This window comes from Nitrosomonas communis (assembly GCF_900114745.1).
In the GTDB taxonomy this organism is placed as follows: Bacteria; Pseudomonadota; Gammaproteobacteria; order Burkholderiales; family Nitrosomonadaceae; genus Nitrosomonas; species Nitrosomonas communis_A.
Genome location: NZ_FOUB01000034.1, coordinates 1 through 12,908 on the forward strand (window position 1 = coordinate 1; position 12,908 = coordinate 12,908).

General features: G+C 45.2%; 10 protein-coding genes, 1 pseudogene and 1 CRISPR repeat array. Of the genes and pseudogenes, 9 read left to right on the forward strand and 2 right to left on the reverse strand.

What is annotated here, in order from left to right:
• Positions 1 to 130: 130 nt before the first annotated feature.
• Both BM122_RS21690 and BM122_RS25205 read right to left on the reverse strand, forming a co-directional pair.
• Positions 131 to 586 carry a DUF2523 domain-containing protein gene (locus BM122_RS21690; protein WP_143083433.1) on the reverse strand — a complete coding sequence of 152 codons (456 nt, stop codon included), beginning with the start codon at positions 584 to 586 and terminating at the stop codon, positions 131 to 133.
• 429 nt (positions 587 to 1,015) lie between these two features.
• Positions 1,016 to 1,453, reverse strand: a complete 438-nt coding sequence (locus BM122_RS25205) for an SOS response-associated peptidase family protein (RefSeq protein WP_256212038.1) — start codon at positions 1,451 to 1,453, stop codon at positions 1,016 to 1,018.
• 527 nt (positions 1,454 to 1,980) lie between these two features.
• Between BM122_RS25205 and cas10 the strand changes: the two genes are divergently transcribed.
• The 9 genes and pseudogenes from cas10 (at position 1,981) to BM122_RS12620 (ending at position 12,798) form a co-directional block, all read left to right on the forward strand.
• Complete coding sequence (gene cas10 / locus BM122_RS12580) at positions 1,981 to 4,659, forward strand: type III-A CRISPR-associated protein Cas10/Csm1 (RefSeq protein ID WP_074905872.1); 2,679 nt, start codon at positions 1,981 to 1,983, stop codon at positions 4,657 to 4,659.
• A 74-nt stretch (positions 4,660 to 4,733) separates the two neighbouring features.
• A complete protein-coding gene (csm2, locus tag BM122_RS12585) occupies positions 4,734 to 5,198 on the forward strand; it encodes a type III-A CRISPR-associated protein Csm2 (RefSeq protein WP_083398483.1) in 465 nt (154 codons plus the stop codon).
• A gap of 24 nt (positions 5,199 to 5,222) precedes the next feature.
• A complete protein-coding gene (gene csm3 / locus BM122_RS12590; RefSeq protein WP_074905873.1) occupies positions 5,223 to 5,954 on the forward strand; it encodes a type III-A CRISPR-associated RAMP protein Csm3 in 732 nt (243 codons plus the stop codon).
• Between the two features lies 1 nt (position 5,955).
• Positions 5,956 to 6,930: a type III-A CRISPR-associated RAMP protein Csm4 gene (gene csm4, locus BM122_RS12595; RefSeq protein ID WP_074905874.1), complete on the forward strand. Its 975-nt coding sequence runs from the start codon at positions 5,956 to 5,958 to the stop codon at positions 6,928 to 6,930.
• Positions 6,927 to 8,516 (forward strand): type III-A CRISPR-associated RAMP protein Csm5, encoded by a 1,590-nt coding sequence (gene csm5 / locus BM122_RS12600; protein ID WP_074905875.1) that lies wholly within the window; start codon positions 6,927 to 6,929, stop codon positions 8,514 to 8,516. The genes csm4 and csm5 overlap by 4 nt, the downstream gene beginning before the upstream one ends.
• A gap of 14 nt (positions 8,517 to 8,530) precedes the next feature.
• The gene (gene cas6 / locus BM122_RS12605) at positions 8,531 to 9,490 is read left to right on the forward strand and encodes a CRISPR system precrRNA processing endoribonuclease RAMP protein Cas6 (protein WP_074905876.1); all 960 of its coding nucleotides are present in this window, start codon (positions 8,531 to 8,533) and stop codon (positions 9,488 to 9,490) included.
• Positions 9,491 to 9,565: 75 nt separating this feature from the next.
• Positions 9,566 to 10,939: a CRISPR direct-repeat array (repeat unit 36 nt; unit sequence GTTGAAACTGTGCCCTGAATTAAAAGGGATTGAGAC).
• Positions 10,940 to 11,246: 307 nt separating this feature from the next.
• A complete protein-coding gene (gene cas2, locus BM122_RS12610) occupies positions 11,247 to 11,531 on the forward strand; it encodes a CRISPR-associated endonuclease Cas2 (RefSeq protein ID WP_074905877.1) in 285 nt (94 codons plus the stop codon).
• Between the two features lie 45 nt (positions 11,532 to 11,576).
• A pseudogene (gene cas1, locus BM122_RS25210) lies at positions 11,577 to 12,502 on the forward strand (CRISPR-associated endonuclease Cas1).
• A gap of 2 nt (positions 12,503 to 12,504) precedes the next feature.
• Complete coding sequence (locus BM122_RS12620; RefSeq protein ID WP_074905878.1) at positions 12,505 to 12,798, forward strand: CRISPR-associated endonuclease Cas2; 294 nt, start codon at positions 12,505 to 12,507, stop codon at positions 12,796 to 12,798.
• Positions 12,799 to 12,908: the final 110 nt, after the last annotated feature.

Below are 12,908 nucleotides of genomic sequence, written 5' to 3' on the forward strand. Positions count from 1 at the left end.
CCTTCTTTCTCTCGGACAGACAGGACTTTACGGCGGAAATCCAGTGAATATGCCATCTTTTATATTATAATCAAAATTATCTGGTTATGCTATATGTATGATGATTTTCCACCGCCTGGAACCGCTGATATTAGATTGATCGCCATAATTTATGATTGTGAAAGAATATGCCGATAGTTTTTGAGGTGCCGAACGCTACACGAACAAGTATGGCGCCTGCAATAATGGTGAGGACTTGTCCGAGGCCTGCCATTTGCAGGAAATTTAAGGCAAATGAGGGTATTCCGTTAAAGTATCCTTGAGCACTGGCAATTAATGAATTAATTGCTGTGGTTATTGAACCAAATATGAGATAGCCAAAGCCTAGAGCGAGCAGCACACGCCGAGCAAGTGGCCCGACAGTATTTTGTAAAAACAGTCCAAAATCTTTGATTTGCTGCTTTTGATTATCCAGGAGTGTTAGCGTATCCCCATCCGATATACCAACTACTCGACCAATATATTCCTGGGCTGTTGCAGGCAACGGTAAAAGAATAAGGTAGAGGAAGATTACAAATAATAGTGTTTTAGTATTTGCTATAGCCACTAAATTCTCCAAATTTGAATTTGCTAATTATGTATATCGCGATTCAATATCTATACAATAAAAGTATTTCCTCATCTCAACGCCAAGCTGCATGTAATGCTATACGTCATAGCGTGATTACTTTTTCCATTTCTAGATCAGACCTCACTTTGTCGGCTTTATCTTGCCGTATTATTGATACAGTCTGCGGCTCGCTTTCGCGTCATTTTTGATTAAGAAATGGAACAATCAAATTTGAGGGGAAGTTTTTACCTTCTGCCCTTGTTATGTGAGTATTTCTGCTAGATATGGCCCTTTCTTTTCCATTGTATGATCCCATTCCACTTTTTTGTAAAGGTTTTGGGTTCCATCCCCTTCAGAATTTGACTCTGGATTTCTGCCGAACAAGCTATCGCAGAAAAAACATCATAATGAGCACAAGAAAATGCATCAGGTGTGTTCCATTGCCGTCTTATTATGATCTGACAATCTTACCAACCTTGGCCAACGGTCATGTATCCAGTGATATTGAGGTGGTGTTTCTTCGGTGACAATATAAACTCTGTGCTCACCATTTCTCTCGGCAAGTAGAGCCTGAATTAACATCCCAGATTCGAGTGTTATCCAATGGGATTGCTTATCGTGATCTTTTTCTAGAAAACTATCAGCAGGAATTAATACCGGCTTTGGATGCCAAGGTTTCCATTTGCCTGCCTTGATTGAATTAAGTCTTGCCCAACCTCCATTAGGAAATTTTCCTGGCCCTTCATTTTCCCGCTTGCCCCAGAGCACCCAGATTACCCTACCATGCCATAGCAATACCGGCAGCTTGGCATTAGGTTGAGGAAAGTAGATTTTATGATTCTGATACTGGATGCCGCCACACATTTATCTATATTACTGGGAGCAGATTGTTCTCCTCAAGCGCCACTTATTATTAGCCAATTTTTCATGACCTTCGATCCAGTGCAGTTAATTGCACTGGCAAATCTAGTCAAATTTCAACCTGATCACCCTGTTTTTCGCCATTTCCAAGTTGAGAATTGCTGAGCTGTTGGCAAACTCTACAATCTTGTTTTACTTTTTCTAATATGTTTTATCAATACATGAATATCTATTGCATTCAGCAACCGGATTAAGCCAAGGAAAAAGCTCTTCAAAATAAATATTATCCTGTACTAACCCATTCCAAACTTTTGCTCAGTTTATTACACACATAGCATATTTTAGTGGCAAGCTTGCCAATCTTGCTTATTGTTGTTGTTTTGAATTAATCTACATGTCATAGCATAACTCTTGAATTAATACTTTTTATAGAGAGCTTATTTGCTTAATAGTGACTGAGAACAAAGAAATAAGGATCAGGTTAATATCCCAGTCGTTTCCCTTGGGAAAATAACTAACAAGGAGGTAGAATGGATTTACTCGATGCCACTACACGCGTAGCGCTAAGTGCCTACTTGCATGACTTAGTTAAACTAGCGGAGCGTGCCAATATCGATCATGGAGGACGACTCGATGCTCATAAGACTCTTTATTGTCCATGGCAGTATCAAGGCGGCTATCATAGCCACGTTCATGCCGCTTACACCGGTATCGCCTGGGATGCGTTAGAAGCGACTGGCCATTTTCCCGATCTCAAGGGAAATTGCCCACCGTTTGTATCAATTGATACTGACGTCAATCTACCAGACTCGGCCGTCAATGCAGCAGCCGCACACCACAAACCGGACACTTTCCTGCAATGGGTAGTAGCAACAGCCGATCGTGTTGCCTCCGGCTTCGAGCGTGATGAGTTCGATATCCGATATAACAATGCACGGGAACGTGATAATCATTATCGTGCCCGCTTGCTAACTCTATTCGAGCAAATCGGTAAAGGTGAAATTACAGAAGGCGATCTCAATTGGCGCTATCTGCTTGAGCCTCTTACCCCCCAGTCTCTATTTCCGCATACCGATTGCACACCTTCCGATGATGCGGCTGCCCGCGCCGAATATCACAGGCTTTGGGAACAGTTGCTCACTGATTTGAAACGGATACCCAAATCTCACTGCGAAAATCTATCATTATGGCTCGATCATTTCGATGCACTATGGTTAACTGTATGCCATGCAATTCCAGCCGCAACCGCCTTTGGTGTCAAGCCAGAAGTATCGCTTTACGACCACTCCAAAGCCACTGCCGCACTCGCTGCTGCGCTGTGGCGTTGGCATCACGCGCAAGATAAGCAAGCTCAAGCTGTCGCCGATCTGAAAAATGGCTGGGATGAAAAAAAATTCCTACTTATCCAGGGCGATTTCTTTGGTATTCAGAATTTCATTTTTGCCGAAGGCGGCGAAACTAATAAACATGCGCACAAGCTGCTGCGCGGCCGCTCATTTCAGGTCAGCCTGCTGGCTGAATGTGCTGCGCTCACGCTGCTGGATAGTTTATCGCTGCCTCCTACCAGCCAAATCATCAATGCCGCTGGTAAATTTCTCATTGTCGCACCTAATACTGATAAAACCCATGAAGCGATTAAAGCTACACAAAAAGCATTCTATGACTGGTGTCTACAACATACCTACGGTGAGATTGGTATCGGTCTTGCCGCTACCCCTGCGAGTTGCAACGATTTTGCCCAGAAGCGTTTCGGTAATCTGACAAAACGTTTATTCGAGGCGCTAGATATTGCCAAACATCAACGCTTCAATCTTTGTAATGCAGATACTCCGGCTATATTCAGCGGTTTTCTGCATCAATTCAATAATAATCTTGGTGTTTGTAAAATTAATGGACGCTATCCTGCCGAATCGGATTCACCCGGTTATGCCATCAGTCATCTAGCCAAAGATCAAATCGAAATTGGGAAAGCACTTACCAAGCGCGCCAGAGTGCTGGTTTCCCGCGAGGCTGACTCGTTAAAACAAAAATCGTTGGGATTAAATTACTTTGGCTGGCGCATTACCTTTGTAGATGATGCGGAAGCATCTGGCCACTATGGGCAATTAGCGAAAGAACGCAAACTGATCCGCTGTTGGGATTTCAGCCTACCACAAGAAGAGGGCAAAATATTTGGTGGCCTTGCCAAAAGGTTCGTCAACACCTATGTGCCACAGTTCGATAAACTCGACAAAGTTGTCTCAGAAAAATATGGACGCAGGCAAGAAGATGAGAATTTTGATCGCGAATATCCCATCAAAACCCTGCATGACTTGGCTTGTGAAGACCGGCAGCTTGATGGAAACGGGCGCTGGCACAGTGAAATTGCGCTGCTCACTCTCAAGGGCGATGTAGATAACCTTGGCGACTTGTTCCAGAAAGGGCTGGAAAAGCCAACTTTCGCCAAATGGGCCTCACTCTCACGTCAAATCAATTTGTTTTTTGCGCTGTGGCTGCCCTGGTTCTGCGAACACGGCAAGGACAACAAGGATATCGCTCGCTACCGCAATACTTATACCGTATTCGCAGGTGGGGACGATTTCTTTCTGATCGGCCCATGGCGCTCGACCATTGCACTTGCTGGAGAAATGCAAAAGCATTTTGAACGCTATGTTGTCAACCCAGGCATTACCTTCTCCGCTGGTATGAGCATGACTCAGCCCAAAATCCCGGCTAAGCATCTGGCACGATCGGCAGAAAATGCACTTGGACAATCCAAAGCATACAAAGGTAAAAAAGACATCATTGATAATGAAGGTAATCTGCTTAAGAACGCTGCCACCCTGTGGAACCAAACCGTAAGCTGGCAAGATTGGCATGTACTGCTGAGCGAGCGCGTTGATAAATTGGAAATGTTGCTGGACCAAGCTGAAAAAAATGGTGCAAAACTCTCGACTAGTTATCTCTATGACTTGCTGCAACTTGCAGATAAGGCGGAGCGGGCCAGGCTTGGTAAAAATCCTGAAGACAGTCTATGGCGCTCACAACTTGTCTATCGCACTACTCGTTTCATCGGTGACCGGATCAAATCGAACGGCGACGTCAATACTAACAACCGGCGCAAACAGTTGTTAGAAGCGATCAATCAGGAATTTACCGAAGCGTTCGGCATCCATCACGGTACTTATCGTTTGCCATTATCCATTCTGCTTTATAGCAACCGGGAGTAATGGCAAGCTTGTCACTCAAGACGCTCCCAAAGAAATCAATAAAATAACATCAAATAAAATTAAGGAGATCGAGCATGTCCTACTCAGTTCAAGGCAAAGCTTCCTATGAAAAATATAGTGCTCAAAGATTGAATGACTCAAGAATCAAAGATATTTCATCAAAATTTTTAACCGCATTTGATACTGTACCGGGAGAGCTTTTCGATACCTGGGCGGAAGAAGTAGCAAATGAATTGGCAGAAGAAGGCAAAGCTGGAAGTTGCAACAAATCTACCCAAATCCGTCATTTTTATGATGAATTGGTTAGTTGGGAACAGCGTATCAAGGATGATGAAGCATTCAAGAAATGGGAACCTTTCCTTCGCATGATGAATGCAAAAGTTGCTTATGCAAAAGGGCGCAAGCCTAAACTTGTTGGGGACAAGTTTGAACTCTGGCTCAAGGAGGGCGTCAAGGCCACCACTAGTGCCAAAACGCTCCATCATTTCAAGCTGCATTTCGAGGCAGTGCTTGGCTTTCTCAAGGGCTTGGGTAGATAAATATCATTTAAAAAGGACAGAAAAATGCAATTGACCCGTATCCAACAAATCAAAGGCACAATCGAACTCAAAACTGGCCTCCATATCGGTGGCGGCGACAGCGAAATGCGCATCGGCGGCATCGATAATACAGTGATCAAAAATCCAGTTTCCGACTTGCCTTATATTCCAGGCTCATCGCTCAAAGGTAAGATGCGCAGCTTGCTTGAATGGCGGTATGGTCTGGTTGATCCAATCATAACTGGTGGCAGGCCGTTCTCATTCCAGCATTTAAAAGGTATCAACACGCCACAAGCACGCGATTTGCTTAAGCTGTTCGGTGGCGCACCGGGAAGTGATACAGACGCAATTGCAAACAAAATTGGCCCGACCCGACTGGCATTCTGGGATTGCTCGTTGAATATTCAATGGAAACAAGACAAACTGGGGGAGCATACTTCTGCAACTGAGGCCAAAACAGAAAATAGCATTGACCGTATCAAAGGTATTGCCGCCAATGGCGCAATCCGTCAGACCGAGCGTGTAGTGGCAGGCGCACAATTCGACTTTCGGTTGAACCTCAAAGTACATGATGATGAAGACCTGCTGAATATTGTGCTAGAAGGTCTCAAACTTCTGGAGTATGACAGCTTGGGTGGTTCCGGGTCGCGCGGATATGGCAAGATCAGATTTCTTGACTTACAAATGGATGGCGAGCTATTGCAAGCACGTTTCGATCAAATTCATCCCTTTTCTAATATGATCGGGGTTGCTTGATATGGCCCATACCCTCTACCGTGCACACTTATGGCTGCACACTGCCCTGGGTACACCGCTAGCAGGTGATACATTATTTGGCCAATGTTGTTGGACAGCACGTGAGCAATTAGGTGAGCCAGAATTGCAGCGATTACTTAGCGGCTATACTGATAGCTATCCCTGGCTGGTTGTCTCCGATGGCTTTCCGACCGGATTCCTGCCCAAACCTACCTTACCCCAAATATTTGAATCAGTGCCCAGTTCGGATGCTAAGAAAGACAATCCTGAAATGCGTAAAGCCAATAAGGCCAAACGCTGGATACCTGTGGAGGCTGTCGGTAAAGCACTCAGAATCATGCTGATGGAAGCTAAATCAGATGAGGAGGCTTATATAAAAAAACCTGTCGAAGCCGTTCAGCCACATAACACGCTGAACCGATTAACTGGCACTACTGGTGTTGACGAGTTTGCCCCTCATACGCAACGGCAGATCTTTCTTGCGCAAAATCAAAGGATAGATATTTATCTGGTGCTGGATGGCTCGCGTATGTCAATCGGAACATTACAATGTTTGCTCGCTGCGATCGGCATGCAAGGCTATGGTCGGGATGCCAGTATCGGTTTAGGAAAATTTAGCGTCGAAGCAATCGAACCCTATTGTTTTGCCACAGCGGTTTCCTCCGGAAAGACTACTGCTTTCTGGACGCTTGCACCATGCGCGCCCCAAGGGCTTGGGTTCGACGCCGATAATAGCTACTGGCGTGTTATCACTCGTTTTGGTCGGCATGGGAACACTAATGCGCTTGCTGCCAGCCCTTTCAAAAATCCTGTCTTGCTTGCCGGTACTGGAGCACTTTTTGCAGCAGACAAGCCAGTCAACTCGTTGTTCATCGGTCAGGGTCTGGGTGGCAATGGCCAACTTTCCCTCAGTCAATCAGCCACGGTCCAGCAGGGCTATGCGCCGGTCATCAATTTAAACACGGAGTACGTATGATTAGCGACAACAAAATCGATCATCGCCCCATTACCGTCACCACCCTCTCGCCAATTCATATCGGCTGCGACGAGGATTATGTTCCAACTAACTTCGTAATTAAGGATGACTCTCTGTATTATCTCGATATGGCCATGTTAGCTGATGTTTTGGATGACAAACAACGTTATGAGCTGGGTAAATGCCACACAACCGACGCCATTCAACGATTTTTTAAATCCAATCGCGAGATTTTCGTTCCACTTGCTAGTCACATCGTTGGTGTAGCAACCGATATTGCGCAAGCCTATGAAGAGAGGGCTGGTCAAAGCAACAATAAAAATCAATTCCAGATCGCACGCACCGCATATCGTCCTATTGATTCTTTTCCTTATCTGCCAGGCAGCTCGCTTAAAGGCAGCATCCGAACCGCTTGGCTAGATGGAATCAACCGTACCGAACAACTGGAGCAATTTGAAAATATTGATGAGCACTACTCTTCCCGTAAACTTGAACAAAAATTGCTTAATTTTGAGAAATTGCAGGATGATCCATTCCGTTATTTGAACATTGCAGATGCGCATCCTGATGAAGATAATGCGCCTACCTATATACTCTACGCTATCAGCAAGAAAAAACGGCTAAGTGACCGCAACGCATCTGAACTGCCAATTTTCCTTGAATCTGTTCCCGGATTACTGACTGATGCGTTCATTAGCGAAATCCGTATCCACTCGGACAATAAAAATGATAAAAGTTGCCTGACTTGGCAACAGCTTTGCAGTGCCTGTAATGCCTTCTACTGGCCGCAACTGGAGGCTGAGCTCGATCATGCATACTTGGCTGGTATGCTTGATACAGTGTGGAAGCAAACGATTAAAGACCTGCTCAGAGAAGAGTTTGCGGAACTACGCGCAAAACACCAGGGTTTTCTACTGCGTGTTGGTAAGCATTCTGGCGCGGAATCAGTAACATTAAATAAAATTCGCTGTATATATATCAAAAATGGCAAACCTCTTTATCAAAAACAAGCTACCGAAAAGCGCCTTGCTAGCAAAAGCAAGAAAGCAGGTAACAACTTTTTGCCATTTGGTTGGCTATGGATCGAATCCTGCCAAGATGAGTACCAGTATTTATCTATCGCCTTACGTGACAAGCTCAGACCTCACACGCAAATCTTACGTGATGCACAACGTAATCGCCTTGAGCAAACTGAGCAGGCACGTGCAATCTGGCTAGGTGCCAGACAAGCTGCCGAACAGAAACGTATTGAGGAAGAAAAAACTGTACGTAGAGAAGCAGAAGCCGCAAAAACAAAAGAAGCTGAACTCGCCAGTATGAGCGAAAACATGCGGCAGATTGCGCTCTTACGTAACGAAATCGATAAACGTCTAAAAACTGGTCGGAGAATTAATGTAAACGATCAATTTTATGGTGGAACAATAAAGAAACTCGCATTGCATGCCTTGGAAAACACCAATTGGTGTGCAGAAGAAAAAAAGGCACTAGCCGATATGCTCGAAGATCGGGCAGGCAAACTTATGAACATCGATGCCAAGGATCTGCGTAAACAGCTCAAACTAGCTGCATTGCGCGGACAGGCATAGAAGCATCTTCTGGGATGATTACCACTTACCCACTCGCCCGCTACCGTTTTGATTTCGAAGTCACGCGTGCATTAAGATTACCGGAATATGCCGGCTCGACGCTGCGCGGCGTATTTGGGCGTGCATTAAGGCAATTAGCCTGCGTCACGCGTGCAAAAAGTTGCCGGGACTGCCTGCTGCAGCGTACCTGTCCCTATCCTGCTATTTTTGAGCCACCCAAACCAGAAGCAACGTCACTGAAAAACATTGCCACTGTTCCCGTACCCTATGTCATCGAACCACCGGCCTGGGGAATGACGGACTATGCGCCGGGTGAAACGCTTTCTTTTGGTTTTACGCTGATCGGTAATACACAGCAGCATTTACCACTGTGCATCATGTCATGGCAGCGCGCTTTTGCACGCGGTGTCGGTGTAAGTGATGGCACAGCGGAACTACTCAGCGTGAGCACACTGCAAAGACATGATAATGGCGAAGAAATCAGCATATTGGTTTATCAGCCTGGTCATAGCCTGATCGATCATCCGCAGCAAGTAAAACTTCCCGCGAACACGCTGCCAGAGAGGATCACCCTGCAGTTCGAGACACCACTCAGATTACAACATGAAGGACATGCCCTATCTCCGTCCAAGCTTAATGCGCGCACATTGCTGATGGCGTTAGTGCGGCGAACCAGCCTGCTGGCTGAAATTCATGCAGGCCACTTGCTCTATGATGCTGCCACGTTTTCCGCCATGGCAGAAGCCGCCAGCAGGATAGAGAGTAAACATAATTTGATTTGGCGTGATTGGACACGCCATTCATCGCGGCAACAACGCACCATGCAACTGGGCGGCTGCATCGGCAGCTGGCAGCTAAGTGGCAATCTAGCACCCTTTAAGGACGTGCTGTGGCTGGGATCATGGTTGCATGTCGGTAAGGAAGCAAGTTTCGGGCTGGGTAAATACCATTTATTAGCCCACCAGGAGATATAACTATGACCAGCTTGGAAAATCATGCGGATACCCATGCCAATCAATTGATTAATAGAGATAAAATGACAATGATGAGTTGAAACTGTGCCCTGAATTAAAAGGGATTGAGACTTGATCAATTGCTTCAGCCATGCTGCCGCGTCTCGTTGAAACTGTGCCCTGAATTAAAAGGGATTGAGACCGAGTACGAGCGTCGGGTGGTTGTCGCCCATGAGGTTGAAACTGTGCCCTGAATTAAAAGGGATTGAGACTCAGCCAAATGAATCACACCATCAGCAAAACCTAGGTTGAAACTGTGCCCTGAATTAAAAGGGATTGAGACTCCCAAGTACTGTCTAATCCTTTAGACTCTGCCGTTGAAACTGTGCCCTGAATTAAAAGGGATTGAGACTCAGTCTTCGGAATTCATTGTAAGTTAATTCAATATGTTGAAACTGTGCCCTGAATTAAAAGGGATTGAGACCCAGGATAATTATTGTGTTTGCATTTTTATTGATTGTTGAAACTGTGCCCTGAATTAAAAGGGATTGAGACTTAAAACAGATCATTAATCCTACGAGCATGGCTATGTTGAAACTGTGCCCTGAATTAAAAGGGATTGAGACAATCTTTGCCAGAAAAGATTCTTGTGCATCTTTCCGTTGAAACTGTGCCCTGAATTAAAAGGGATTGAGACGCTCAAATCCACTTTGATTTGTTCATCATCACCGTTGAAACTGTGCCCTGAATTAAAAGGGATTGAGACTTATAATGATGATTAATAATATCGTCTACCGTTATCGTTGAAACTGTGCCCTGAATTAAAAGGGATTGAGACTGGTTTTGCGCCACAATTGGGGCATTTTTGACCGTTGAAACTGTGCCCTGAATTAAAAGGGATTGAGACGTTCATAACTACCATTGCATTAATCTTCATTACGTTGAAACTGTGCCCTGAATTAAAAGGGATTGAGACCTTTCACCCTTGCGCTCGTAACCTTTACATCTTGTTGAAACTGTGCCCTGAATTAAAAGGGATTGAGACAATATTTGGTAGAAACATGTCAGCAAATCCTCATTAGTTGAAACTGTGCCCTGAATTAAAAGGGATTGAGACCCCCCTTGATTATTGTCTATACGGTTTTCAAGCTTGTTGAAACTGTGCCCTGAATTAAAAGGGATTGAGACTCAGGCTGCTGCGGAATTTCGTTTAGGTATTCAAGTTGAAACTGTGCCCTGAATTAAAAGGGATTGAGACCAGGCACTCCTGCACATGCTCGGCCATACCCTGCGTTGAAACTGTGCCCTGAATTAAAAGGGATTGAGACTGTAATTCAGCAACAATATTATCAATGAGTTTTAGGTTGAAACTGTGCCATGAATTAAAAGGGATTGAGACATATTAATCACAAAGTTTTATCAGGACCTGATTCTGATGAAACAGTGCCTTGTATTAACAGGGATTGAAATAATTTAGCGGGTCAATATCATCACGGCAATTGGCAAGCTTGCCGCAGCATTTGTTTTTCGCATTTTTTACTACACTGCCTAAACCCTCCAGATAGAACTCGTGTTTTTTAATGGAGTGTATTGAACAGCCAAATTGCTTCAAGAAAGAAATTGATCAGAGAGTAGTTATCGCCATTTACTTTGAGCTAGATAACGCATAGTCATGTAAACGCTGATCTTTGATCTACTCAGGCAGAACGATAGGAAGTATATATATTTTTGGAGCGATTGCGTAGAAATCAGATTACTTAAATCCACTTTGAGATTTATGAGTTCCCGCTCGGTTTATTTAATTTGCTATGACGTAAGCTGTCCTCATCGGTTACGGCAAGTGCATCAGTTTCTACTTGGCTACAAAACTGGTGGGCAGAAATCATTTTTTGAATGCTGGCTAACTTCGCAGGAGCTACGCACTGTAAGAGTGCGTCTTGCCGAGTTGATCGATCAAACTGAAGATCGCGTTCACATCTTTCAGCTCGATCCGCGCATGAAGCCGGATTGCTTTGGTATTGCGGTCACTATGGCGGTTAACACGCCCTTTATCGTTATTTAGGAGGTCACTTTGACGAGCCTTTATGTTGACAGACGCGGAATCGAGTTGGAAGTAGATGGGGAGGCACTGGTTTTTCGTGAAAATGGTCTTAGAACGGGTACGGTTCCAATGGCGCCGCTATCACGGGTATTTCTGCGAGGCGATGTGCGTTTGCAATCCAGCGTGCTCGGCAAATTAGGCGAACGTGGTATTGGTGTCATCATTTTGTCTGGGCGCAAGGCAGAACCCACCATGTTGCTAGCTCGACCTCATAACGATGCTGCCAGACGGGTAGCGCAGTATCAACTGTCAGGTGATCCTGCATTTTGTCTATCATTTGCTCGCGGTTTGGTATTCGACAAGGTCAGCGCCCAGCGTGATTATGCTTTGACTCTCCAACAAATCGCACTCGATCACCGCTATGAACTAACGCTGGTTTTGCGTACGCTCGATCAGATTCTGCCGCGCATTATGCAAATGGCTACTATTGCAGCGTTACGCGGTATCGAAGGTGCCGCATCGGCTGCACATTTCAAAGGTATGCTGCAATCGCAGCACCTCGATTAAATTTCTCTCAGCGCAACCGCAGACCACCGCGCGATCCGCTTAATGCTGTGCTTTCCCTTGGCTATACTTTGCTGCATACCGAAGCTGTGCTAGCGCTTTATGGTGCCGGGCTCGATCCATTTATTGGTTTCTACCATCAACTCGATTTTGGCCGGGAATCATTGGCGTGTGATCTGGTGGAACCCATCAGAGTCGAGGTGGATAGCTTTGCATTACAGCTTTTCCGCAAGGAAACTTTACGACCGGAATTATTTTCTACTTCAGAAAGTGGTTGCTTTATGAGTAAAAGTGGACGAACAGCATTTTACGGAGAATGGGAGAGCCTAGCTGAACGCTTACGCAAAATGCTGGCTGATCAAATCACCAGATTGATGGATAAACTATCAATCCATACATCTCCTGCTGCCAATGAAGGTGAGTCTTGATTATGCCTCACTGGATCATTGGCTACGATATTACTGATCCCCGGCGCTTGCAACGAGTTTACCGGGCAGTGCTTCGCCATGCGTTCCCGCTTGAGCTTAGCGTGTTTCTGCTTACTGGTCATGAAAGTGACAAGCGGAGCTGCATGGAAGAAATCAGCTCACTCATTGATCCCAATACGGATGATCTGCGTTGTTATCCCTTGCCAGCTCGTGGTCTGCAGGAACGCATCGGAAAGGCAACCTTGCCTGTGGGAATACATTGGAGTGGGCTGCCTGTCGAGAAAAATAGTAAGTAGAATGACAAGCTTGCCAAACGTTATGCTATTTGGCTATTAAAATTAGCATTTCTTTTATCACTATAAGCAATGGTCGTGTCGCATTTTTAGCCCATGGCTATCACTGAAGG